Annotated in this window: 17 protein-coding genes and 1 CRISPR repeat array; of the genes, 12 read left to right on the top strand and 5 right to left on the bottom strand. The window is 66.5% G+C overall.

Translation table 11 applies throughout. The features are described 5' to 3' along the window. Positions 1 to 26 precede the first annotated feature (26 nt). The 12 genes from L0977_RS07030 (at position 27) to cas2e (ending at position 14170) form a co-directional block, all read left to right on the top strand. Positions 27 to 776 carry a response regulator gene (locus L0977_RS07030; RefSeq protein WP_234264146.1) on the top strand — a complete coding sequence of 250 codons (750 nt, stop codon included), beginning with the start codon at positions 27 to 29 and terminating at the stop codon, positions 774 to 776. Beyond that, positions 773 to 2164 carry a sensor histidine kinase gene (locus L0977_RS07025; RefSeq protein WP_234264145.1) on the top strand — a complete coding sequence of 464 codons (1392 nt, stop codon included), beginning with the start codon at positions 773 to 775 and terminating at the stop codon, positions 2162 to 2164. The genes L0977_RS07030 and L0977_RS07025 overlap by 4 nt, the downstream gene beginning before the upstream one ends. Before the next feature lie 77 nt (positions 2165 to 2241). After that, positions 2242 to 4029 carry a phosphoethanolamine transferase gene (locus L0977_RS07020; RefSeq protein WP_234264144.1) on the top strand — a complete coding sequence of 596 codons (1788 nt, stop codon included), beginning with the start codon at positions 2242 to 2244 and terminating at the stop codon, positions 4027 to 4029. A gap of 74 nt (positions 4030 to 4103) precedes the next feature. Then, positions 4104 to 5297 carry a phosphoglycerate kinase gene (locus tag L0977_RS07015; protein ID WP_234264143.1) on the top strand — a complete coding sequence of 398 codons (1194 nt, stop codon included), beginning with the start codon at positions 4104 to 4106 and terminating at the stop codon, positions 5295 to 5297. A 69-nt stretch (positions 5298 to 5366) separates the two neighbouring features. After that, positions 5367 to 8150, top strand: a complete 2784-nt coding sequence (gene cas3 / locus L0977_RS07010; protein WP_234264142.1) for a CRISPR-associated helicase Cas3' — start codon at positions 5367 to 5369, stop codon at positions 8148 to 8150. Beyond that, complete coding sequence (casA, locus tag L0977_RS07005) at positions 8147 to 9811, top strand: type I-E CRISPR-associated protein Cse1/CasA (protein WP_234264141.1); 1665 nt, start codon at positions 8147 to 8149, stop codon at positions 9809 to 9811. The genes cas3 and casA overlap by 4 nt, the downstream gene beginning before the upstream one ends. A gap of 61 nt (positions 9812 to 9872) precedes the next feature. Next, positions 9873 to 10367, top strand: coding sequence for a type I-E CRISPR-associated protein Cse2/CasB (gene casB / locus L0977_RS07000; protein WP_234264140.1), 495 nt, complete (start codon positions 9873 to 9875; stop codon positions 10365 to 10367). Between the two features lie 57 nt (positions 10368 to 10424). Further along, positions 10425 to 11489, top strand: a complete 1065-nt coding sequence (gene cas7e, locus L0977_RS06995; protein WP_234264139.1) for a type I-E CRISPR-associated protein Cas7/Cse4/CasC — start codon at positions 10425 to 10427, stop codon at positions 11487 to 11489. A gap of 5 nt (positions 11490 to 11494) precedes the next feature. Then, complete coding sequence (gene cas5e / locus L0977_RS06990) at positions 11495 to 12283, top strand: type I-E CRISPR-associated protein Cas5/CasD (protein WP_234264138.1); 789 nt, start codon at positions 11495 to 11497, stop codon at positions 12281 to 12283. A 2-nt stretch (positions 12284 to 12285) separates the two neighbouring features. Further along, positions 12286 to 12975 (top strand): type I-E CRISPR-associated protein Cas6/Cse3/CasE, encoded by a 690-nt coding sequence (gene cas6e, locus L0977_RS06985; RefSeq protein WP_234264137.1) that lies wholly within the window; start codon positions 12286 to 12288, stop codon positions 12973 to 12975. Positions 12976 to 13014: 39 nt separating this feature from the next. Further along, positions 13015 to 13902 carry a type I-E CRISPR-associated endonuclease Cas1e gene (gene cas1e / locus L0977_RS06980; RefSeq protein ID WP_234264315.1) on the top strand — a complete coding sequence of 296 codons (888 nt, stop codon included), beginning with the start codon at positions 13015 to 13017 and terminating at the stop codon, positions 13900 to 13902. Further along, positions 13883 to 14170, top strand: coding sequence for a type I-E CRISPR-associated endoribonuclease Cas2e (cas2e, locus tag L0977_RS06975; protein ID WP_234264136.1), 288 nt, complete (start codon positions 13883 to 13885; stop codon positions 14168 to 14170). Before cas1e ends, cas2e begins: the two co-directional genes overlap by 20 nt. A gap of 81 nt (positions 14171 to 14251) precedes the next feature. After that, positions 14252 to 19039: a CRISPR direct-repeat array (repeat unit 29 nt; unit sequence GTGTTCCCCACGTGCGTGGGGATGAACCG). 195 nt (positions 19040 to 19234) lie between these two features. Here cas2e and L0977_RS06970 read toward each other — a convergent pair. From L0977_RS06970 to L0977_RS06950, 5 genes are read right to left on the bottom strand one after another with little or no spacing between them, the layout of a single operon-like run. After that, positions 19235 to 19912 (bottom strand): tetratricopeptide repeat protein, encoded by a 678-nt coding sequence (locus L0977_RS06970; protein WP_234264135.1) that lies wholly within the window; start codon positions 19910 to 19912, stop codon positions 19235 to 19237. A 40-nt stretch (positions 19913 to 19952) separates the two neighbouring features. Beyond that, on the bottom strand, positions 19953 to 20780 hold the full coding sequence (locus L0977_RS06965) for an SDR family oxidoreductase (protein ID WP_234264134.1): 828 nt from the start codon (positions 20778 to 20780) through the stop codon (positions 19953 to 19955). Further along, positions 20777 to 21463, bottom strand: a complete 687-nt coding sequence (locus L0977_RS06960) for a TenA family transcriptional regulator (protein ID WP_234264133.1) — start codon at positions 21461 to 21463, stop codon at positions 20777 to 20779. The genes L0977_RS06965 and L0977_RS06960 overlap by 4 nt, the downstream gene beginning before the upstream one ends. Positions 21464 to 21481: 18 nt before the next feature. Beyond that, a complete protein-coding gene (locus L0977_RS06955) occupies positions 21482 to 22951 on the bottom strand; it encodes an AMP-binding protein (protein ID WP_234264132.1) in 1470 nt (489 codons plus the stop codon). Then, entirely contained in the window at positions 22948 to 23598 is a 651-nt protein-coding gene (locus L0977_RS06950) for a thermostable hemolysin (RefSeq protein WP_234264131.1), read from the bottom strand. Before L0977_RS06950 ends, L0977_RS06955 begins: the two co-directional genes overlap by 4 nt. Positions 23599 to 23837 lie beyond the last annotated feature (239 nt).

Here is a 23837-nt window from a genome sequence, read left to right as displayed (position 1 = left end):
ATAACCCATCCGGAAGAGAGCGCAACATGCGAGCTTTGGTGGTGGAAGACGATGCCGGCATCGCCGGTGGCCTGGCCGATTCCCTGCGGCAAGCGGGTTATGCGGTCGACGTGTGCGGCGGCGCCCAGGCGGCCTGGGCCGCGTTGTGCGTGGAACCGTTCGACGTGCTGGTGCTGGACCTCGGCCTGCCCGACGGCGACGGCCTGGACCTGCTGGCGCGCCTGCGCCGCCACCGCACGCGGGGCGCCGACAGCCTGCCGCGCAACGACCTGCCGGTGCTGATCATGACCGCGCGCGACGGCGTGAGCGACCGCATCAGCGGGCTCGACGGCGGCGCCGACGATTACCTCATCAAGCCCTTCGACACCGACGAGCTGCTGGCGCGCCTGCGGGTCATGCTGCGCCGCGCTGCCGGGCGCAGCAAGCCAGTGATCGAACACGGCGAAATCCTGCTCGATCCCGCCACCCGCACCGTCGAGCGCTCGGGCCAGGTGGTGCCGCTGGGCGGCAAGGAATACGCGCTGCTGCTGACGCTGCTGCAAGCCCGGCCCCAGGTGCTGTCCAAGGCCCGGCTGGAGGCCGCGCTGTACGGCTTCAACGAATCGGTGGAAAGCAACGCCATCGAGGTGCACATCCACCACCTGCGGCGCAAGCTCGGCGAAACGCTGATCCGCACCGTGCGTGGCGTGGGCTACTTCGTGCCGCGCGAAAGCCTTCCCAACCCGCAGCCGGTGGCCGAACCGGCCGCCGAACTGGCCGTGGCCCGCGCGGCATGACCGCAGCGGCGCCAGCGTCCGCCTCTGCCCGGCGCACGCTCTGGCGCCATCTGCTTGCCTGGGCCCTGGGGGCTCTGGCGCTGGTGTGGGGATCGCTGGTGGTGGTGGCCTGGTACACCGGCCACCACGAAGCGCGTGAAATCACCGACGGCCAGCTCATCGCCACCAGCCGCCTGTGGCTGGCCACCGCGCCCGACGACCACCGGCCGCTGAACGCCCCCCTCAACCGCGATGGCTTGAATGCCTATGTGCTGGACATGGCCGTGCTGCAGTGGGAGGGCGACCGCCTGCGCACCGACACGCACGGCCTGGCCGCGCGCCTGCCGGCCGACGCCTTGCGCCCGGGCCTGTCCACCGTGGTGCTGCAGGGCGACGGTGCGCCGCACGAATGGCGCATGTACGTGGCCGAAGACCCGGCCGAATGGCGCCGCGTGGCGGTGCTGCTGGACATGGGGCAGCGCTACGACCTGGCCATGGACATGGCGCAGCACATGGCCCGGCCGGCGCTGCTGATCATGCCGCTGATCGCGGTGGTGCTCTGGTGGGCGATCCGCCGCGGCCTGCGCCCGCTCGACCGGCTCTCGCGCGAGGTGGCCTCGCTCGACACCCTGGCCGGTCAGCGCTTGCAGCCGCACCACCAGTTCCGCGAATTCGCCAGCATCGTGCACGCCATCAACACCCTGGTCGACAACCTGCAGGACCAGGCGCAGCGCGAACGGCAGTTCGCCTCCGACGTAGCGCACGAGTTGCGCACCCCGCTGGCAGCCATGACGCTGCAGGCCAGCGCGGCCCGGGCCGATCCGTCGCCCGAGCGGCTGGACCAGCTCGAACGCGAATCCCTGCGGGCCGGGCGCATCCTGGCGCAACTGCTCGACCTGGCGCGGGCCCAGCGACCCGGCCGCGACGAGGCTTCGGCGCTGACCCAGGTCGCCCTGGGCGACGTGGCGGCCGATCTGGTGGCGGCGCACGCCCCCCTGGCCTACGAACAGGGGCACGAACTCGCGCTCGTGCAGCCGGACGGCGCGGTGCGCGTGCAGGTGCGCCGCCTGCTGCTGGAGCTGGCCCTGCGCAACCTGATCGAAAACGCCATCCGGCACACGCCCGCAGGCACGCAGGTGGTGGTCGAGGTCTGGCAGGACGCCCAGGGCATCGGGGTGGCGGTCAGCGACGACGGCCAGCGCCCGCTCGATCTGGTGGTGCCCGCCGGGGTCGAGCGCCTGCCGCTGGCCCGGCGCGATGCCGACGGCCTGGGCCTGGGCCTGCGGCTGGTGCAGCGCATCGCCGAACAGCTCGGGGCGCAGTTCCGGCGCGACACGCCGCCGGCGCCGATGACCACCCGTTTTGCCCTGGTCTGGCCGGCTGCGGCCACCCCCGAAGACCCTGCATAAGCCCGGATAAGGTGGCCTTAATGTCGGCCGCCTAAGGTGCGCGGGCCAGCGTGTGCTGGCGTCTGTCGCCCCGCACCATGGCTCTGTCGATTTCCCGCTTTTCCGCCGGCTCCGCCGCCGCTCCCGCCCCCGATGCGCGCCCTTCGGGCGTGCTGCGCGGCCGGTTCGACGTGCTGCCCGGTGCCCCGGTGCTGGTGCTGGCCCTGTGGCTCACGCTGACCGGCAACCTGCCCCTGTGGCAGCGCATCGGTTCGCTCGACGGCTCGCTGGCCTTCCGGCTGGGGGGCTCGCTCGGGCTGGGCCTGCTCATCGGCTGCCTGAACCTGGCGCTGCTGGCCTTGCTGGCCTGGCCCCGTGTCTGGCGGCCTGCGGCCACGGTGCTGATCCTGGTGACGGCGCTGGCCGGCCACTTCATGGCCGAATACGGCGTGGTGATCGACACCTCCATGCTGGTCAACGCCCTGCAGACCGACACCCGCGAGGTGCGCGACCTGCTCTCGCTGCGCCTGCTGCTGACCGTGGTGGGCATCGCCGGCCCGGCGCTGTGGTGGGTCTGGCGCCGGCCGCCCACCGGGGCCACCCGCTGGTGGCGGCAGGCCACGCGCAACGCCGGCACGGCCGCCCTGGCTCTGGCCCTGGCGGTGCTGGTGGCGGTGCTCAGCTATTCCTCGCTGGCCTCGCTCATGCGCAACCACAAACCCCTGCGCTACATGGCCAACCCCCTGTCCAGCGTGTACGCGATCGGCCGGCTCGCGCTCGACCAGGCGCCAACCCCGGCGCGCACGCTGACGCCCGTGGGCACCGACGCCCACGTCGTGCTGCCGGCCCAGGCCCACCGCCGGCCCGCCCTGCTGATGCTGGTGGTGGGCGAAACCGCCCGCGCCGAAAACTTCGGCCTCGACGGCTACCCCCGCGACACCACGCCGGCCCTGGCGCGCTGGCAGGCCGCCCAGGCCGGGCAGGGCCAGGGCAGCCTGGTGAACTTTGCCGACGTGCAGTCCTGCGGCACCAACACCCAGGTGTCGGTGCCCTGCCTGTTCTCGCCGCTGTCGCGTGAAGAGGGCGGCAACCAACCGCCCACGCAGGAAAACCTGCTCGATGTGCTGCAGCGCGCCGGGCTGGCCGTGCTCTGGCTCGACAACCAGTCGGGCTGCAAGGGCGTGTGCGACCGCGTGCCCCATGCCAGCACGCGCGAGCTGAACGTGCCGGGCCTGTGCGAGGGCGGCGAGTGCCTGGACGAGGTGATGCTGCAGGACCTGGACGCGCGCATCGCCGCGCTCGACCCGCAGCGGCGCGAAAAGGGCGTGGTGGTGGTGCTGCACCAGATGGGCAGCCACGGCCCGGCCTATTTCAAGCGCGCCCCGGCTGCGGCCAAACGGTTCCTGCCCGAGTGCGAGAGCAACACGCTCAGCGACTGCACGCCCGAGGCGCTGCGCAACACCTACGACAACAGCATCGCCTACACCGACCACGTGCTCGACCTGGGGCTGCAGTGGCTGCAGGCCCAGGCACAGGGCGGCCGCTACGACACCGGGCTGCTGTACGTGTCCGACCACGGCGAATCGCTGGGCGAGAACGGGCTGTACCTGCATGGCCTGCCGTATGCGTTGGCACCTTCGCAGCAGACCCACGTGCCGATGGTGATGTGGCTGTCCGACGCGCTGCAGGCGCGCACTGGCATCGACGGCGCCTGCCTGCGCCGCCAGGCCAGCCTGCCGCTGTCGCACGACAACGTGTTCCATTCCGTGCTCGGCCTGATGCAGGTGCACACGCTGGCCCATCTGCCGGCGCTGGACATCACCGCGCCCTGCGGGCAGGCATCGCCGCTGGCCCGGGAAGACACCCGCGGAGCCGGGCTGGGCTGAGGGCTGCCCGGTGGGGCCGGGCCGGGTTTTTACAATGCGCGGTGGTATTCAGCGCAACAACCCCGGACATCACCATGCAATTCATCCGCTTCTCCGACCTGTGCGCCCAAGGCAAGGCCCAGGGCAAACGCGTCTTCATCCGTGCCGACCTGAACGTGCCGCAGGACGACGCCGGCCACATCACCGAAGACACCCGCATCCGCGCCTCGGTGCCCGCGATCCAGATGGCGCTGGACGCCGGCGCCGCGGTAATGGTCACCAGCCACCTGGGCCGCCCGACCGAAGGGGCGTTCAAACCCGAAGACTCGCTGGCCCCCGTGGCCGCCCGCCTGGGCGAACTGCTGGGCCGCCCGGTGCGCCTGGTGGCCGACTGGGTCGACGGCGGCTTTGACGCTAAGCCCGGTGAAGTCGTGCTGCTGGAAAACTGCCGCCTCAACAAGGGCGAGAAGAAAAACAGCCCCGAACTGGCGGCCAAGCTGGGCAAGCTGTGCGACATCTTCGTGCACGACGCCTTCGGCACCGCCCACCGCGCCGAAGGCACGACCTACGGCATTGCCGAAACCGCGCCCATCGCCTCGGCCGGCCCGCTGCTGGCGGCCGAGATGGATGCGATTGGCAAGGCCCTGGCCAACCCCAAGCGCCCGCTGGTCGCCATCGTCGCTGGCTCCAAGGTCAGCACCAAATTGACCATCCTGCAAAGCCTGGCCAAGAACGTCGACGGCCTGATCGTCGGTGGCGGCATCGCCAACACCTTCATGCTCGCTGCCGGCCTGAAGATCGGCAAGAGCCTGGCCGAACCCGATCTGCTGGGTGAAGCCACGGCCGTGATCGAAGCCATGAAGGCGCGCGGCGCCGAGGTGCCGATCCCCGAAGACGTGGTCTGCGCCAAAGCCTTCGCGGCCGACGCCGAAGCCACGGTGAAGGCCGCTACCGACGTGGCCGACGACGACCTGATCCTGGACATCGGTCCCAAGACCGCGGCCAAGCTGGCCGAGAAGCTCAAGCAGGCCGGCACCATCGTCTGGAACGGCCCGGTGGGCGTGTTCGAGTTCGCGGCCTTCGAGAACGGCACCAAAGTCATCGCGCAGGCGATCGCCGAGTCCAGCGCCTTCAGCATCGCCGGCGGTGGCGACACGCTGGCGGCGATTGCCAAGTACGGCATCGAGAAGGACGTGGGCTACATCTCCACCGGCGGTGGCGCCTTCCTGGAAGTGCTCGAAGGCAAGACGCTGCCGGCGTTCGAGGTGCTGGCGCGGCGGGCGGGATGACAGGCGTCCCCAGGGTGCTGTACGCTTGCTCGTTAGTTTGCAAGTGTGCAGCTGGCCTGGGGAGGCCTTGTGATCCAAAGCAAAAGTCCGAACGAGTACGACTCTTATTGGGGTAAGGCGCGACCTCAAGCGGAAGGTGCTACCTGTCATCTTCTGGTCTTCCATAGCCTGGATGTGGCTGCCGTCGGCCGCGCCTATTTGCGCGCTGCACCCAGTTTTTGCCGCTGGCTGCAATCGCGCATGGGCGGCGCAGATGCTGAGACGGTGCTCAGCTGGGTCTCGTTCTGGATCGTTCTCCACGACCTAGGCAAGTTCTCGATCAGCTTCCAGGGGCAGGTGCCTGAACTGGTGGAGCGACTCCAAGGGGTTCTGCCCTCAACGCTTGGGCTCTCCGACGTTCGCCACGACAGCCTCGGCCTATGGCTGTGGGATACGGTCCTGCAAGCGACGGCGGATCGGGAGGCTTGGTTTGGGAACGATCCGGATGTTGCGTTCGGTATCCAGTCCTGGGTCCGGGCGGTCATGGGCCATCACGGTCAGCCACCTATCGAACAGCCCCGTGCGTTCAATACCCACTTTCGTCCGCAGGATGTGCGTGCCGGTGTGGCATTTGCCGGAGCAGCACGTGAACTGCTGTTGACACCAGAGGCTGCTGCGCTGCCCAGTCGTCTCGGTGCCGATCACTTTGTCGAGGTCAGCCAGGAACTGTCGTGGTGGGTGGCGGGACTCACCGTTCTGTCCGACTGGATCGGCTCGAATGCGGAAACCTTTCTGTATCGGGACTCCGCCGATCTCTCGCTGAGCGAATATTGGAAGTTGGCCAAGGCGCGGGCAGAGGTGGCGGTTCGGCAGTGCGGCGTTTTGCCGGCTATGCGGCCAGCGGAGCATCCCTTTGCGGCGCTGTTTCCTCACATCACCACGCCCTCCCCGTTGCAGGACTGGGCTCAGCGCATTGCGATTCATGACAGCCCTCAGATCCATTTGCTGGAGGACGTTACCGGAGCGGGCAAGACCGAGGCAGCCGTTGCGCTGACACACCGGCTGATGGCTGCGGGCTGCGCAGACGGATTCTTCATCGGCCTGCCCACCATGGCCACGGCCAATGCCATGTATGGGCGCATTGCAGACGTGTACGACCGCTTGTTCGAGCAACCGGTCAGCCTGGCGCTTGCCCACCGCAACAAGCGGATGGTGGAGGAGTTTGCGCAGTCGGTCATTCAGACCGGGACCGATGAGCACGATGCCAAGCAGGGCGACGAGACCGCCACGCGCCGTTGCACACGGTGGCTGGCCGACCACAACAAGCGCGCGCTGCTCGCTCCAGCTGGCGTCGGCACCATCGACCAGGCCTTGCTCGCTGCGCTGCAAAGCAAGCACCAGTCGCTGCGATTGCTTGGGCTGATGCGCAAGGTGCTGGTGGTGGATGAGGTTCACGCTTGCGACGCCTACATGCAGCGCACATTGGAGTTGCTGTTGGAGTTCCACGCCCGGGCCGGTGGCAGTGCCGTTTTGCTGTCGGCCACCCTGACACAGCGCATGAAGAACGCGCTGTTGAAGGCGTTTGCCAAGGGGTGTGGACACACCCGCATTCCCACGATCACATACGACACCTATCCACTGACCACGTCGTGGTCCGCCGAACACCCGGCCCGTGTCGATGAGGTGCCCATCGCCACGCGGCCAGACGTGCAACGAACGGTGCGTGTTCGCTACGCATCGGATCGGACCGAGGTGGTACGTGCCATCCGGACTGCACTGGATGCTGGTCAATGTGTGGCATGGATTCGAAACACCATCGGCGATGCGATGGAGGCCTACGCCGCACTGTCGGCGCACGTCGAACCGGACCGGATCGAGTTGTTCCATGCACGGTTCACGCTGGGGGATCGTTTGGACATCGAAGAGCGGGTACTGACGCACTTCGGGCGCGACAGTGGTTCTTCGCAGCGGGCAGGTCGCCTGTTGATCGCCACCCAGGTGGCCGAACAATCCTTGGACATCGACCTTGACCTGGTGGTGTCCGACCTGGCCCCAGTTGACCGCCTCATCCAGCGCGCCGGCCGCTTGCGCCGCCACGCACGCGATGGGCAGGGGAATCGACTGACCGACCGTTCTGCGATCGATCAACGCGGGGAGCCCTGCATGTGGGTCTTGGGTCCCGTGTGGACCGATTCCCCTGAAGCCTCATGGTTCAAAAAAGCGTTCCCCAGGAGTGCCAACGTCTACCCACATCACGGCCACCTCTGGTTGACCGCCAAGTATTTGCAGCAGGGACAGTTCACGATGCCCGACGATGCGCGCGCCTTGATCGAAGGTGTCTTCGGTGACGACGAATCCGTACCGGCGGGACTTCAGGGCAATGCCAATCAAGCGGAGGGCAAGTCGTATGGCGACGCATCTTTGGCTGACCGCAACAGCGTGAAGCTCAATCGTGGCTATGTGCGCAGTGGCCTGGAATGGGACGAAGACACCGTTGCACCTTCGCGCCTGGGTGAAGACACCGTCGATGTGCTGTTGGGTCGCTGGGAGGGCGATCAACTTCTGCCTTGGCGCCACGACAAACCGGCGCAACACGCTTGGGCTTACAGCACCGTGCGGGTTGCGAAGCGGTTGATGGAATGTGCCGTTCCGCCGACCTCGCCGCAGCGTCAAGCAGTCATCAATTCGCAGTTGGAGATGCTGCCCGGTGGCGGCAAGTGGATCGTCCTGTTGCCGCTGGAATGCGTGGACGGAACATATCAGGCGTCGGGCGTTTCACAAGGCAGAGATGGAGCGGAACGGATCACGCAATGGCAATACAGCCAAGATGCGGGCCTGAAAGCAATTGCAGACAACACCAAGGAGGATCAATGAACCTGCTTCGAGAAGCGTGGATACCTGTTCGCTTTGCCGATGGGCACCGCGAATGGGTTGCGCCAGCCAGTCTGTCAGACCCACGTGTGGTGGCCTTTGACGCCGATCGCGCGGATTTCAACGGAGCCCTGGCGCAATTCGCCATCGGGTTGCTGCAGACCACCTCGCCCGCGAAGAACTCGCTGCAGTGGAAGCGGTTACTGGAAACACCTCCGGACGAAGCGACCTTGCATGCGTGGTTCGAGCAGCACGCTGCGGCGTTCGAGCTGGACTGTGACGGTCCCAGGTTCATGCAGGACTTTGATTTGTGCGCCAGTGACGGTGAGCCCGTGGCCGTCAGTGGTCTCTTGATCGAGTCCCCCGGCGAGAACGCGGTCAAGAACAACAGCGATCACTTCATCAAACGTAATCAAGTCCAGCATCTGTGCCCGCACTGCACCGGATTGGCTTTGTTCACCCTGCAAACGAATGCGCCGGCAGGAGGTGCGGGCCATCGAACAGGGGTGCGCGGCGGTGGCCCGCTCACCACATTGTTGTTAGCCGATTCGGCCAGGGGGAAGGTCGAGTCGCTGTGGCGCACGCTGTGGCTCAATGTCATGGATCAGGGGGCCTTTCTCGCCCTCGGAGGACGGGAAGAGTTGGATGCGCCGCACTTCATGTTCCCCTGGTTGGAGGGCATTGAAAAAGTTCAGAAGGAAGGTGGAGAGACGGCTCCGGTCCAGGTTCATCCGTACCACGTCTTTTGGGCGATGCCCCGTCGCATTCGGCTTGATTTCGATGCGGTGACTGCCGGAGTTTGCGACCTTTGCGGGCGCAAGTCCGAGCGCCGGGTTCAGCAGTACGTCACCCGCAATTACGGGCTCAACTACAAGGGGGCATGGAGGCACCCGCTCAGTCCTTACTACCAGGCCAAGGAGGGTATGTTGCCCATGCACCCTCAGCCTGGGGGATTCGGGTACAGGCATTGGCTTGGGTGGGTGCTTGGCATGACCAACGAAAAACGGCGGGTCGAATCGGCCGCCGTTGTCAGCCACTTCTTCGAATCCAAGGTGGACGCACGTTTGGGCATTCCGCTGCGGGTCTGGGCTTTTGGTTTTGACATGGACAACATGAAGGCCCGCTGCTGGTACGAGTCCACGATGCCGGTGTATGACCTGGGCGCGTGTGATGCGGCCCACCAAGCCGCCGTCCGCGAGGCGGTGACGAACTGGATCAGCGGGGCGGAACTGGCTGCAAGCTACCTGCGCGGGGCGGTCAAGGATGCCTGGTTCAGTCACGATGCCCGTGGCGATTTCAGTCACGTGGATGCCTCGTTCTGGTCCCGCACCGAACGCGACTTCTATCTCTTGTTGAAGGAACTGATTGCCGCCGCGCGCTGCAACGAGCCATCGCCGACCGTAGCGCTTTCGGTACGCTGGCTGAGCTTGCTTCAGAAGCGCGTCCAGGCCTTGTTCGAGACCGAGTGGGTGGGCACCGGCATGATCGAACGACAGAACCCGGCCCGTATTGCCAAGGCGCATGAACAACTGCGCAAGAGCTTGTTTGGCCCGAAGTTGCGCGCTGCGTTGGCTCTGCCGGTTGAGGCCAAGCCCCCCACGGCGGCCGTCAAGAAGGGAGAGCGGAAAACCGATCAAGGCAGTGCAACTAACGCCCCTCAATAACTTCAGGAGAGGACTTATGCCAACTTCATCACCCCCGCACTACAAACTTCAACCCGCCGTAATGGGCGAGTTTCTGTCGTGGTGGAACGTGCTTCACGCCGAGACAGCGCCAGGCCCGGTGCGCGCGGATCGTGCCGCGCTGCGGCGGGCCGATTCCATCGGCGCGGTGACGTGTCTGCCGGCGTATCAGCGGGTCTTTCGCCGTCTGGCCGCCAAGCACGATGGCACGTCTTGGACCCACCGCGAACAGGACCGCATCGCTGCATTGATCGGGCTGGCGGCGCACCTGTACGAACGAGACGACACGTCTCTTCCCCAGGCCATGAGCCGACGTGCCGACGGAGCCGACAGCAACCCCGTCAGCGACCTACGGTTCGCCAGGCTGCTCGACTCCCCCGATCTGGATGCGCTGTTCGTTGGACTGCGCCGCGTGATGCCCTTGATTGAGCACCGGGCTGATCCCGCCCAGATGGCCAACGACCTGTTCGGCTGGGGCGATCAGGTCAAGAAGCGCTGGGCCTACGCCTATCGGTGGCCTGACAAGGCCGGTTCCTGAGGGCTCTTTTCCCTTCCTGATCAACTTCAACACACATTCCACACAGAGAGGTTTCCCATGTCCCGCTTCATCCAACTGCATGTCCTGACCAGCTACCCGCCGTCTAACCTGAACCGCGATGACACCGGTCGACCGAAGACCGCCCTGGTCGGTGATGCCAACCGACTGCGCGTGTCCTCGCAGAGCCTCAAGCGAGCCTGGCGTACTTCAGAGACGTTCGAATCTGCAATGGCGGGACACATCGGAAAGCGCACCAAGCAGATTGGCATCAAGCGTGTGTTCGAACCTCTCGTCGCAGGCGGTATTGCGGAAAAGCAGGCGCGGGAATGGGCCAAAGAAATTGCCAAGCAATTCGGCAAGCTCAAGTCGGAAAAAAAGACCGAGAACAATGAAGATCTTGAAATCGAACAACTGGCGCACTTCAGCCCAGAGGAATTGGCCGCCATTGATGCCTTGGTGGTCCAACTGATCGAGCGCAAGGACAAGCCCAAGGAAGACGAGCTGAAACTGCTTGTCCATCCGCGACAGGCGGTGGACATTGCGATGTTCGGTCGCATGCTGGCCGACTCGCCGACCCACAACGTGGAGGCCGCCGTGCAGGTGGCGCACGCCATCACGGTACATCGTGCTGCAGTGGAAGACGACTATTTCAGCGCCGTGGATGACTTGAACAGCCGGGACGTCACCGGCGCGGGTCACATCGGTGAGCGCGGCTACGGGGCCGGTCTGTTTTATCTCTACATTGCCATCGACCGCGAGTTGCTGAAGAAGAACCTCGGTGACGACGAAGCTCTTACGGCACGTGCTCTGGCGGCGTTGGTAGCGGCCGTTACCAAGGTGGCACCCACCGGCATGCAGAACAGCTTCGCGTCTCGTGCCTATGCCGGCTTTGTGCTGGCGGAAAAGGGCAACCAACAGCCGCGCTCTCTGGCCCAGGCGTTCCTGAAGCCAGTCAAGCCGCATGGAGAAGAGAGCTTGTTCGACAAGGCCGTGAGCGCCCTGGAGACCCGTTGCAAGAATTTCGATGCGGTGTATGGAGCCTGTGCCGATGACCGCCGAACCGTCAACGTGGAGAAGCCCGAAGGCTCCATCGCCGATCTGATTGCCTTTGTGGCGGAGTGACGACCATGGAGCATCTTGTCTTTCAATTGCAGGCGCCGCTCTCGTCGTGGGGAGAGCCGGCCGTAGGCGAGTTTCGGGGGACGGGGGAGATGCCGACACAGTCGGCGGTGATCGGGCTGCTGGGCGCGGCACTGGGACTGGACCGCTTTGACGAGGCTGCTCACGCTGCGCTGCGCGATGGCTACGGGATCGCTGTGGCGTTGTTGTCCTCGGGTAGCCTGCTGCGGGACTATCACACCGCGCAGGTTCCTCCCCATGCCAAGCTCAAGGGGCGGCCCCACGCCACCCGCCGACATGAGTTGTCGGTGCCCAAGGACGATCTGGGAACGATCTTGTCCACACGCGACTACCGCCAGAACGCGGCCAGTTTGGTGGCGCTGCAGCCCCGATCAGGTGTGACGGCTCCGCATGAGTTGGGCGCCCTGGCCGAAGCTCTGCGTTTGCCGAAGTTCACGCTTTACCTCGGTCGAAAGTCCTGCGCGCCGGCGGCCCCTTTGTGGCCCCAGGTGATCGAGGCCGAATCGGCATGGGCCGCGTTTCAGCAATACACCGACCGTTTTGAGGGGGCGCGGGAGAAAGCCGCGACGGAGATGGGCAAGGTACCGCCGTTAGAGCCTTTGTCGCGTATTGGAAAGATCGCCTTTGACGACCACGTGATCGCGGGTTTGGCCAGTGATCTCACGGTGCGTCGCAAGGATCGCTTGATTCGCCGCCAAGGCTGGCAGTTCGGAGATCGCATCGAGCACATCGCGTTGATCCCGGACACCTTGGCCGTGACACCCGCAAAGGACTGACCATGCATTTCAGTCTCATCACACCGGTCGCCGGCCAGGAACGGGAAGCCAACCATGAGCGCCTGGACGGACCTTACGCGGACCATCAATGGCTGTGGCGCTGGTTTCCTGAGGATGCAAGTGCGCAGCGTGATTTTCTCTTCCGCCGTCACGAATCCGGCGCGGGTGTTCGCTACTACCTGCTGTCGGCACGCCCCCCGGCTGCACGATTGGGGGCTTGGCAGGCGCAGTCGCGCCCGTATGCGCCCCAGTTGACCGCTGGTGATCGGTTGACCTTTGAATTGCGTGCGAACCCGACGGTCCGCCATGGTCACGACGGTAAGTCCAAGCGGCACGACGTCGTCATGAATGCCAAGCGAACCTTGTTGGCCGAACGTGGTCTGGCCCGTTGGGGGGATTGGGCGGACGCAGAGAAACCCGCACTTCAGCAACTTGTGCGCGAGGCCTGCTCGAAGTGGCTGGTCGATAAGGGCTCTAGGTTGGGGTTCGACGTGGATATGCCATCGTTGATGGTGGAGGGCTACGATCAGCATCTGCAGCAGAGAGAACGCAACCTGCGTTTCACCACGGTGGATCTTTCCGGGCAATTGACGGTGAATGATCCCCTTGCGTTCGAGATGGCCGCGCTACGCGGGATCGGCAGCGCCAAGGCGTTTGGTTGCGGTCTGCTGCTTATCCGAAGGGCGGAATAGCGCGTGGCCCAGCTACTTCCACCCCTCAAACCCATCCCGATCAAGGAGCGGGTGTCTGTCATCTTCATCGAGCGTGGCGAAATCGATGTGCTCGATGGGGCCTTTGTGGTTGTGGACGTGACTGGGGTGCGCACGCACATACCGGTGGGTGGGGTGGCTTGCGTCATGCTGGAGCCGGGCACCCGGGTATCGCATCGGGCCGCAGCGCTGGCTGCGCGTGTGGGCACCTTGCTGGTGTGGGTTGGCGAGGCTGGTGTGCGCTTGTACTCGTCCGGCCAGCCGGGTGGTGCGCGTGCTGATCGCTTGTTGTATCAGGCGCGTCTTGCCCTGGATGAATCGCTCCGGCTGAAGGTCGTGCGCAAGATGTATGCGGTGCGGTTTGGCGAGGAGCCGCCGGCCCGCCGTAGCGTGGAGCAACTGCGAGGCATCGAGGGGGCACGGGTACGCCGCACTTACCAGTTGTTGGCGCAGCAATATGGCGTCAAATGGAGCGGCCGCGACTACGACGCGGAGGACTGGGACTCGGCCGATCTGCCCAACCGGTGTCTGTCGGCGGCCACTGCGTGTTTGTACGGCGTGACTGAAGCAGCCGTATTGGCCGCAGGGTATGCACCTGCTGTGGGCTTCATTCACACGGGCAAACCGTTGTCCTTCGTGTACGACATGGCGGACATCTACAAGTTTGAGACGGTGGTGCCCATCGCTTTCAAGGTCGCTGCGAGCAACCCGGCCGGCAACCCGGAGCGAGCGGTTCGGCTGGGGTGCCGCGACATCTTCCGGCAGACCAAGCTGTTGGACCGGATCATTCCCGACATTGAAGACATCCTGGGGGCCGGGGAGGTTCCGCGCCCCGAAGCGCCAGCCGATGCGGTCGGCCCCGCGCTGCCCAACCCGGAGAGCCTGGGCGATGCTGGTCATCGTTCTTGAGAACGCGCCGCCTCGTCTGCGCGGACGGCTGGCGGTGTGGCTGTTGGAGGTCCGTGCCGGGGTGTATGTGGGTACCTATTCCAAGCGCGTCCGGGAGCACATCTGGGCGCAGGTGGAGGCAGGCATTGAAGAAGGCAACGCCGTGATGGTGTGGCGCAGCAATGCCGAGGCGGGGTACGAGTTCAAGACGCTCGGTGCCAATCGGCGGATGCCAGCAGATTTTGATGGCGTGCAACTCGTGCGTTTTTTCCCGGATGTCTCGCAATAACCCGCCACCGGTTCAGCGGAATCTTTCGGTGGATTTCTATCTCATGAAATTCTCCTTTGAATTCAACAAGATAGGATTGGTGTGTTCCCCACGTGCGTGGGGATGAACCGATATTGTCGCCGCAGTCGCGAGTGCGAAGATCGTGTTCCCCACGTGCGTGGGGATGAACCGTCAGAGGTTGGAGACGGCCTCAAGCTGGCAAGGTGTTCCCCACGTGCGTGGGGATGAACCGCCCGCCAGCTGGTCCACCGCCGGCCCGCGAGAGTGTTCCCCACGTGCGTGGGGATGAACCGGCTGCCGTGCCCATCTTGCTGTTCTTGACGTAGTGTTCCCCACGTGCGTGGGGATGAACCGCTGTGGAGTTCCTTGAAACCCACAGGCACGCTGTGTTCCCCACGTGCGTGGGGATGAACCGCGACAGCCAATGACGGACGAGCAGCGCCGCCAGTGTTCCCCACGTGCGTGGGGATGAACCGCCGCCCTGCGCGCTCAGGGCCTGGGGCACGCCGTGTTCCCCACGTGCGTGGGGATGAACCGCCGGCGGACTCGTGCCCGATCTGGCTGAGGAAGTGTTCCCCACGTGCGTGGGGATGAACCGTCGTCCAGCACACCAGTCGATATCTCTTTCGGGTGTTCCCCACGTGCGTGGGGATGAACCGCCCTCGGGCCGGACTTCAGCGTGTGCCCAGAAGTGTTCCCCACGTGCGTGGGGATGAACCGGGCCACCAGCTATTCGGCTGGCAGTCCCAAAAGTGTTCCCCACGTGCGTGGGGATGAACCGTTGCAGCCCAGCAGCCGGAAGGCCAGGTCCTTGTGTTCCCCACGTGCGTGGGGATGAACCGGGGGAAACTGCCACTACCGGAGCGTCAACGGGGTGTTCCCCACGTGCGTGGGGATGAACCGTCGTCATCCCAGCCGGCGTCCAGCGCCAGCCGGTGTTCCCCACGTGCGTGGGGATGAACCGCCCTCTGGCGCGTTCGTGATGTGGGTCTTGGAGTGTTCCCCACGTGCGTGGGGATGAACCGTAGATGGTGCCCTTTCGGGCGATGCGGCCGATGTGTTCCCCACGTGCGTGGGGATGAACCGCAGGGTGAGGCACACATGGTCACTGCTGAACAGTGTTCCCCACGTGCGTGGGGATGAACCGGCTGGCAGGCTGTAATAACCCCGCGCTGCTGTGTGTTCCCCACGTGCGTGGGGATGAACCGCATGTGCCGTCTGGATAGCCGTGCGTCGTGTCGTGTTCCCCACGTGCGTGGGGATGAACCACCTGGCTGGCAGCCGCGGCCGGCGTGTGGCGGTGTTCCCCACGTGCGTGGGGATGAACCGGCCCTGGCCTGGTGCCTGCTCGCGGTGGGCTCGTGTTCCCCACGTGCGTGGGGATGAACCGACGCACCGCAACCCGCTGCAGCCGCCCATGCAGTGTTCCCCACGTGCGTGGGGATGAACCGAGCAGCAGCGAGACGCTGAAGCGGGAATGGTCGTGTTCCCCACGTGCGTGGGGATGAACCGCGGCCGAAACAGATCTGGCTGACCTGCAGCGGGTGTTCCCCACGTGCGTGGGGATGAACCGGACGGCGCTTGCCAACCTCCGCCCCAGTGTCGGTGTTCCCCACGTGCGTGGGGATGAACCGACCCATGCGCTCGATGCGAGCCCGAGCCCATGGTGTTCCCCACGTGCGTGGGGATGAACCGCCGCGCAGGCGCTGTATGCCGACCCCGCCATGGTGTTCCCCACGTGCGTGGGGATGAACCGCCCAGGGCGGGCGATCAGCGGGGCGGCTGCACGTGTTCCCCACGTGCGTGGGGATGAACCGTGCGCGGCCATGTCGCCATTGGGCGCAACGGTGTGTTCCCCACGTGCGTGGGGATGAACCGTAACGACGCGGTCTAGAGCTGCAACAGGTGCAGTGTTCCCCACGTGCGTGGGGATGAACCGCGGCAGGCACACAGCCATTGTGTAAGCCCGGTGTGTTCCCCACGTGCGTGGGGATGAACCGTACCCAGAGCTATCGGAGCTGTCCGGCGTTGAGTGTTCCCCACGTGCGTGGGGATGAACCGTTACACGGTTACGCGCGCGCGTAACCACGGAAGTGTTCCCCACGTGCGTGGGGATGAACCGGCCGATCCCACGCTGTTCCAGACGGTGGGCTTGTGTTCCCCACGTGCGTGGGGATGAACCGTCCACACGCGTGACCACTGCGCCGGTCCAGAAGTGTTCCCCACGTGCGTGGGGATGAACCGAAATCCTGGCCGGCAAGGAAATGGAGCTGGTAGTGTTCCCCACGTGCGTGGGGATGAACCGACTGGATCAGGAGCGAGCGCCAGAAAGCGCGGGTGTTCCCCACGTGCGTGGGGATGAACCGTCGTGCTCGATGTCCGTCCCGTGCAAGCGCAGGTGTTCCCCACGTGCGTGGGGATGAACCGGTGCCCGACTACGTGGCCGCGCTTGAGACCCAGTGTTCCCCACGTGCGTGGGGATGAACCGCTGCAGGATCTCTTCGCCCTGCAGCTTGCCCTGTGTTCCCCACGTGCGTGGGGATGAACCGCTTTCGCCGTCTTCGAAGCCGCGCATGAGGGCGTGTTCCCCACGTGCGTGGGGATGAACCGACCGGCGCCACCCTGGGCGCGGCCACGGTGCTGTGTTCCCCACGTGCGTGGGGATGAACCGGGCCATGTGTGGGCGCCGGCCTCGTGCTCCGAGTGTTCCCCACGTGCGTGGGGATGAACCGGGCAGAGCCTTGACACCCGCGCCGAAGATGCCGTGTTCCCCACGTGCGTGGGGATGAACCGTCGGGCGCCATTGGTTTGTATCTGGCCACAATGTGTTCCCCACGTGCGTGGGGATGAACCGCACTGTTCGTAGAACGAACGCACTTCGGTGGCTGTGTTCCCCACGTGCGTGGGGATGAACCGAGATCTGGCTGATGGCCGAATAGATCTCGCGCGTGTTCCCCACGTGCGTGGGGATGAACCGGAGCATCCATGTCTGGCACCACGCAGGGCGGTGTGTTCCCCACGTGCGTGGGGATGAACCGCGGCGCCGGCAGGACGATGGCCGCTTGCACGAGTATTCCCCACGTGCGTGGGGATGAACCGGCCATGGGAATCTTGCAGCCGGTCCTTTTGCGGTGTTCCCCACGTGCGTGGGGATGAACCGGCCGGTACCGGGGTGGGCGTGACGGTGCTCATGTGTTCCCCACGTGCGTGGGGATGAACCGGAAGGCACCTTCCGCGCCACCTTCGCTCTGCAGTGTTCCCCACGTGCGTGGGGATGAACCGACCCTCAACCCGAGGATGCTGAGACTGATACCGTGTTCCCCACGTGCGTGGGGATGAACCGACGGCACGGGCAAGCTCGGCGGCGCGGACAGCGTGTTCCCCACGTGCGTGGGGATGAACCGGACCCGACTTGTCCCACGCCTGCCGGTCAGTCGTGTTCCCCACGTGCGTGGGGATGAACCGGCGGCGGTGTGCCGCCTGGTCACCCACGGCCAGTGTTCCCCACGTGCGTGGGGATGAACCGCAGGACGACATGACAGCGCTGGGCGGAGGCACGGTGTTCCCCACGTGCGTGGGGATGAACCGTCGGCGCTGGATCTGGAGCGCTCCGAGATCTCGTGTTCCCCACGTGCGTGGGGATGAACCGTGGGCCGGTGACAGCGTGGAGCTGATCGAAGAGTGTTCCCCACGTGCGTGGGGATGAACCGGAAACCGGCGAGGGTCTGAGCGTCACGCCGGTGTGTTCCCCACGTGCGTTGGGATGAACCGGCTTCGACCTTGCGGTTGTTGCGCGTGACGATGTGTTCCCCACGTGCGTGGGGATGAACCGCCATCGCGCAGAAATTGAACGCGCCAGACTGGGTGTTCCCCACGTGCGTGGGGATGAACCGTGCCTATTCCGCAGATCTGCATGATGCTCGGCGTGTTCCCCACGTGCGTGGGGATGAACCGGGTTCGGTGAGTGCGGCCGCGATGGCGCTGGCGTGTTCCCCACGTGCGTGGGGATGAACCGCTGCGGGAGCTGGACCAGACGATCGAGGCCATGTGTTCCCCACGTGCGTGGGGATGAACCGGCGCGGCTGCAGCTCAATCTGGCCGAGAAGCTGTGTTCCCCACGTGCGTGGGGATGAACCGTAGTCCCGCGCACTCAGCCAGGCCGCCCAACTGTGTTCCCCACGTGCGTGGGGATGAACCGGCATGGTCCTGCGATCTGCTTCCTGCTGAGGAGTGTTCCCCACGTGCGTGGGGATGAACCGCCCATGCCCATCAACCCATTCGGAGACGGCACGTGTTCCCCACGTGCGTGGGGATGAACCGAGTGCGCACACATCCAGTTGAGCGCTGAGGGCGTGTTCCCCACGTGCGTGGGGATGAACCGCGTTCTATCGAGCGTGCATTGGGGGCCGCATGGTGTTCCCCACGTGCGTGGGGATGAACCGCAGATCGATGCGGTGTTGGGTCATCTGCAGATGTGTTCCCCACGTGCGTGGGGATGAACCGGCCTTCTGGCTTGACCTATCAACGGTGGCCATGTGTTCCCCACGTGCGTGGGGATGAACCGCGCGTGGCCATTGCCGCCGTGCCCAGTGCGGAGTGTTCCCCACGTGCGTGGGGATGAACCGCCTCTTTTCCTCAAGTTCCGCTTCGGACATGGGTGTTCCCCACGTGCGTGGGGATGAACCGGCCGACGGAAAGCCACGCGAGGGCAACAACAAGTGTTCCCCACGTGCGTGGGGATGAACCGTGTTTGAGCACGAGCCAGGAGACGCCAGCTACGTGTTCCCCACGTGCGTGGGGATGAACCGGTAGCCCGGCACCATCAACCTTTATGACGGGAGTGTTCCCCACGTGCGTGGGGATGAATCGCAAAGCTACCGGAAATGCCGACAACTCAGGGGCTGTTCCTCACATGTGCGGGGATGAGCACATATTTCTATGGCTTGGGGAATCGGGTTTCGTGCGTGAGATAAAACGGAAGGGACTCCCATGAGCAGATGGATTACCGTGTCCTCATCTTTGGTGTGGACCTGAGTGAGTTGTGATTGCGTTTCTTGTGGGGCTTCAGGATCCCTTGGCCTTCTGCAGCAGCTGGCGCGCTTCGTCGCGGCGGCCCTTGTCGGCCAGGGGGCGGCCCGGGCGGTCGGGTGCCTGCAGGGCTTTTTCGAGGTAGGGAACGGCGTCGGCGGACTTGCCGGTTTCCACCAGGAATTCGCCGTAGAAGTAATTGGCGTCGATGCCCTGGGGGTTCACGGCCAGGGCCTTTTGCAGCAGGTCGCGCGCCTTGTCCTTGTCGCCGAAGCCGATCGGCCAGCCGGGCACCTTGTAGTACAGCACGCCCAGGCTGTTGTAGGCCGAGCCGTCGAGCGTTTTGGGGTCGATCTGGATCGCCTGTTCGTACAGGGTCTTGGCCTGCTTGACCAGGGGCAGCGCGCCCAGGCCGCCCTTTTCGCCGGCCAGGGAGCTGAGGATGATGCCTTCCCACACCAGGGGTTCGGCGCGGCCGGCGTGTTCCTGGCTCAGGGCGTGCGCGCGCTGGGCCAGCGCGTCGAAGCGTTTTTCGCGTTCGGCCGCCGGGGCCTGGTAGCGCGTGGTTTCCCAGCCGCGCTGCAATTCCTGCACGGCTTCGTCGACGCTGGCGGCGTGACCCAGCAGGGGCGCGGCCGCGCCCAGGGCGAGCAGGGCGCCGAGCAGTTGCCGGCGGGCGGTGAAACGGGACGGGGAGCGGGTGTCGGTGACCATGAAGAACTCCGGAAAGACAGAACAGGCGGATGGGGCGGAATCAGCGCAGCAGCGGGGGCGGCGCCGTGGGGGCGGAGGGCGATGGCGGCAGGCTTTCGCGGTGGCGGCGGAAGCTGCCGTCGAGCCATTCGGGGGCCAGGCCATTCAGGCGCGCCGCGAACTTTTCCGGGAAACCCAGGAAACGCTCGCCCTCGGGGTGACGGATCAGCGCCAGCAGGGCGTCGGCCACGGCAGTCGGTGGGTCCTGGGCCGTGCCGGTGGCGCGGTTGTAGGCCTGCACCTGCGGGTCGTTGAAGCCGGTGTCGGTGCTGCGCGGCCCGAGGTACTGCACCTGCACGGTGCTGTCCTGCAGTTCGCGTCGCAGGGCCTGGGCGAACCCGCGCAGCCCGAACTTGCCGGCGCTGTAGACGCTGAAGCCGGGCAGGCCGATGGCGCCGAGGGCCGAGCCGATGAAGATGAGCTGGGCGTCGGTCAACTGCTGCAGGTGGGGCAGCAGCGCGCGGGTCAGCCGCATGGGGGCGAGCAGGTTGGTCTGCAGCACCGCTTCGAGCGTGTCGTCGCTCAGCTGTTCCAGCCGGCCGAAGGCGGGCAGGCCGGCGTTGTGGATGACCACGTTGCAGCGCAGCCGCGTGGCCTCGCTGGCCAGGGCCCGGGTGTCCTGGGCGTGGCCCAGGTCGGCGGCCGTCCAGCGGATGCGGGTGGCGTCGAAGCCTTCGGCGACCAGCCGCCGCGACAGGGCGTCGAGCCGTTCGTGCGAGCGGCCGCTGAGCAGCACGGCGGCCCCCGCGCGCAGCAGGGCGCGCGCGCTGGCCTGGCCGATGCCACCGGTGGCGCCGGTGAGCAGCACGCGGGCGTGGGCGGGGTTCATGCGGGTTGGGCCTCGGTGGTGGCGGCCTGCGCCGCCGGCAGCGGCAGGCTGCGGAACACGTCGGCATACAGGCGGTAGAAGGCGCTGGCGGCGTGCACGATGTCGGCCTGGTCCTGCGGGTCTTCGATGCGGTCCATCAGCAGTTCGAAGTGCGCGGTGTGTTCCTGGTCGAGCGTGCCGTGCGAGCGCAGGTAGCTGAAGGCCGTGTCGGGCAGGTTCAGCCCGCTCTGGATCTGGTCGGCGGCCATCAGGGCGAGGGCCACGCTGGTGCCTTCGAGCACGTGGACCATGCCAAAGAAGCCCAGCGGGTTGCGCCGCGCGATGGTGTCGTAGGCATAGGCCACCATGACTTCGGTGGCGTGCCCGGGCGGGCCCTGGCGCACGGCTTCGGCGTCGCCGCCGCAGGCGCGGATGTCGTTGAGGATCCACTCGTCGTGGCCGCGCTCCTCTTCCACGTATTCGTCCATGGCGTCGTTCAGCCAGGCGTGGTGCGGGGGCAGCGCGGCCTTGCAGGCCTGCAGCAGCGGCACCGTGTGACACACGTGGTGGAAGGCCTGGGTGAGGAAGGCCAGGTAGGCCGGGGCCGAGACGCGGCCTTGCAGGGCGCCCTGGATGATGGGCACCGACAGCAGTTCGCCGCGGGCGGCCTGGGTCTGCTGGACAAGCTGGTCGTAGAAAGACATGGAAGGACTCCTTCAGGGTCAGGACGGGAAGGCCGGCGCGGTCTCGTCGTAGAGCGCGGCGGCGTGCAAGGTTTCGATGGCCTGGCGCTGCGGCCGGCCGTTGGCGGTGGCCAGGCCGGCTTCGGGCGTGAAGTCGGCGCGGGCCCGCACCCAGTGGCCGATGCGCGCGTAGTCGGGCAATGCGCGGTTGGCCTCGGCCACGGCGGCCTGCAACTGGGCGTCGCTGGCGTCGGGCCGCAGCGGCCAGAGCACCGCCGACAGGTGCGGGCGGGCTTCGCCGAACACCACGGCCTGCGCGATGGCCGGCTGGCCGCGCAGCGTGGTCTCGACCCATTCGGGCGAGACGTTGCGGCCAAAGGCGGTGATAAGCACGTGGCGCAGGCGGCCGCGCACATGCAGGAAGCCGTCTTCGTCGAGGTGGCCGACGTCGCCCGTGGGCCACCAGACGGGGGCGGGTGCGTTGTCGCCGAGGTAGCCCAGCATCAGGCTGCCCGCCACATGGATCTGGCCCCGGTCGTCCACGTGCACGCGGGCGTGCGGCAGGGGCCGGCCGGCGCTGCCGGCGCGGTCGGCGCCGGGAAGGTTGAGGGTCTGCACCGAACTGCCTTCAGACAGGCCATACCCTTCGTGGGCCGGAATGCCCACCTGGCGTGCCGCCAGCAGCAGGGTTTCGCCCACGGCGGCGCCCCCCACGGCGACCAGGCGCAGCGAGGCCGGGGCACGCTGGCCGGTGGCGGCCAGCCAGCCGGCCCAGGCGCGCAGCATCTGCGGCAGCAGGATCAGGCTGTGGGGCCGGGTCTGCATGACCGCGGCATGGAAGGTGGCCGGGTCGAAGCGGGACGAGCCTTCCAGCCCGAGCCGGGCCAGCGGCAGCACCACACATTCGGCGCCGGCGGCCAGCGGCGCCAGCAGGCCGGCCACGTTCTCCAGCAGCACCGGCAGCGGCAGGGCGCACAGGTGGCGGCGGATGTCCAGCGGCGCGAGCGCCTGCACCAGGCCTTGCGCCACCTGGTCGAGCCCGGCGGCGCCCAGGCACACGCCCTTGGGGGTGCCGGTGGTGCCCGAGGTGAAGGTGATCTTCTGCGTGCCGGCCGGCAGCGGCACCGGCCGCGCCGCCAGCGTGTGCAGCGCCAGCGCCGTGCCGGCCAGTGTGAGTGGCTGCGGCGTGCCGCTCAGGCCCGGCAGGGCCAGCCCGGCGGCGGTGATCAGCGTGTCGGCGCCGCTGGCCTGCAGGACGTGGGCGATCTGGGGCGCGGTGAAAAAGCCCGGGATCGGCAGGTGCACGAGCCCGGCCTCGGCGAGCGCCAGATCGAGCACGGCCCAGGCGGCCGAGTTGTCGAGCAGGGTCGCCACGACGCGCCGGGGCGCGGCGCCGAGGGTCTCGGCGGTCTGCTGCACCAGTTGGTCCAGCGCGGGGCGGGTCAGGGCCAGATCGTCCTGGCGCAGCAGGACGTCGCCCATCGGGGGCGTGGGGATCGGAGGGGTCATGGCAGGGAAGGGGTGATGGGGGGTGTGCTGCGCTGGCGGATCAGCCGCAACGCGGCCTGCAACCGGCCCGCGAGCACCACCGGGTGGTGGTCGTAATAGCTGCCCCAGGCCTGGGCCTGCGGGCCCAGGGCGAGCGGGTGGGCATGGCCCAGGGCCAGCGGGGTAACGCCGAGCCGCACGAAAAGCTGGCGCAGTTCCTGGGTCAGCGTGCTGGTGACCCATTCGACCGGCTGCGTCGCCAGGTGCTGGCCCAGCAGCAGGATCAGGCGGCGGCCTTCGCCCGCGCGTTCGGCGGCCAGTTGGCCCACTTCCACGATGCCTTGGCGGGACACGGCCTCGCCGGCCTGCTGGGCGAGCAGCTGTTCGATCGGGGCGTCGAGGTAGTGTTCGAGGAACAGCGGCCCCTGGCTGGCCGGGCGGTAGCCGGCGGCGGCCACGATGCGGCCGCTGTCGCGCTCGCGCAGGCTCACCAGTTGCGGGGCGAACTGCTGGACGCGGGCGCCGAAGCGGCGCGCAAAGACGCGGGCAATGAAAGCCTGCACGGCATCCCGGTCCGGGTCGTTGGCGTCATGGACGTGCCAGACCGTGCCGCCGGCGAGGGGCGGTCCGTGATCGGGCGGGGTCGAAGGCATGGGAAGGGGCAGCAAGGCAAACACTCCTGAAGGCGGTCGCGCCAGCGGTGCGATCCGAACGTGTTTGCATGGTGGCCAGGGCCGATTAAGGCTTGCTTAGCGGCGGCCGCGTCCGACGGACGGTCGGTGTCCGCGGCTTGTATCTTCATATCTGACTGGCGCGGTAGAGTGTGGCCGCCGTTGAGGCGGCCAGACCGGCCCGTGCAGTTTGGTAGCGGCTGGGGTGATCGAGCCCGTGACTGAGTACAGAACGC

It is taken from the genome of Hydrogenophaga sp. NFH-34 (assembly GCF_021401345.1).
Lineage (GTDB): Bacteria > Pseudomonadota > Gammaproteobacteria > Burkholderiales > Burkholderiaceae_C > Hydrogenophaga > Hydrogenophaga electricum.
The sequence above is the reverse complement of the archived record's forward strand: the minus strand, read 5'-3'. Positions and strand labels throughout refer to the sequence as shown.

Coding starts and splice junctions, on each gene's coding strand:
- L0977_RS07030 (WP_234264146.1), top strand. CDS start 27: ATGCGAGCTTTGGTGGTGGAAGACGATGCCGGCATCGCCGGTGGCCTG.
- L0977_RS07025 (WP_234264145.1), top strand. CDS start 773: ATGACCGCAGCGGCGCCAGCGTCCGCCTCTGCCCGGCGCACGCTCTGG.
- L0977_RS07020 (WP_234264144.1), top strand. CDS start 2,242: ATGGCTCTGTCGATTTCCCGCTTTTCCGCCGGCTCCGCCGCCGCTCCC.
- L0977_RS07015 (WP_234264143.1), top strand. CDS start 4,104: ATGCAATTCATCCGCTTCTCCGACCTGTGCGCCCAAGGCAAGGCCCAG.
- casA (WP_234264141.1), top strand. CDS start 8,147: ATGAACCTGCTTCGAGAAGCGTGGATACCTGTTCGCTTTGCCGATGGG.
- casB (WP_234264140.1), top strand. CDS start 9,873: ATGGGCGAGTTTCTGTCGTGGTGGAACGTGCTTCACGCCGAGACAGCG.
- cas7e (WP_234264139.1), top strand. CDS start 10,425: ATGTCCCGCTTCATCCAACTGCATGTCCTGACCAGCTACCCGCCGTCT.
- cas5e (WP_234264138.1), top strand. CDS start 11,495: ATGGAGCATCTTGTCTTTCAATTGCAGGCGCCGCTCTCGTCGTGGGGA.
- cas6e (WP_234264137.1), top strand. CDS start 12,286: ATGCATTTCAGTCTCATCACACCGGTCGCCGGCCAGGAACGGGAAGCC.
- cas2e (WP_234264136.1), top strand. CDS start 13,883: ATGCTGGTCATCGTTCTTGAGAACGCGCCGCCTCGTCTGCGCGGACGG.
- L0977_RS06970 (WP_234264135.1), bottom strand. CDS start 19,912: ATGGTCACCGACACCCGCTCCCCGTCCCGTTTCACCGCCCGCCGGCAA.
- L0977_RS06965 (WP_234264134.1), bottom strand. CDS start 20,780: ATGAACCCCGCCCACGCCCGCGTGCTGCTCACCGGCGCCACCGGTGGC.
- L0977_RS06960 (WP_234264133.1), bottom strand. CDS start 21,463: ATGTCTTTCTACGACCAGCTTGTCCAGCAGACCCAGGCCGCCCGCGGC.
- L0977_RS06955 (WP_234264132.1), bottom strand. CDS start 22,951: ATGACCCCTCCGATCCCCACGCCCCCGATGGGCGACGTCCTGCTGCGC.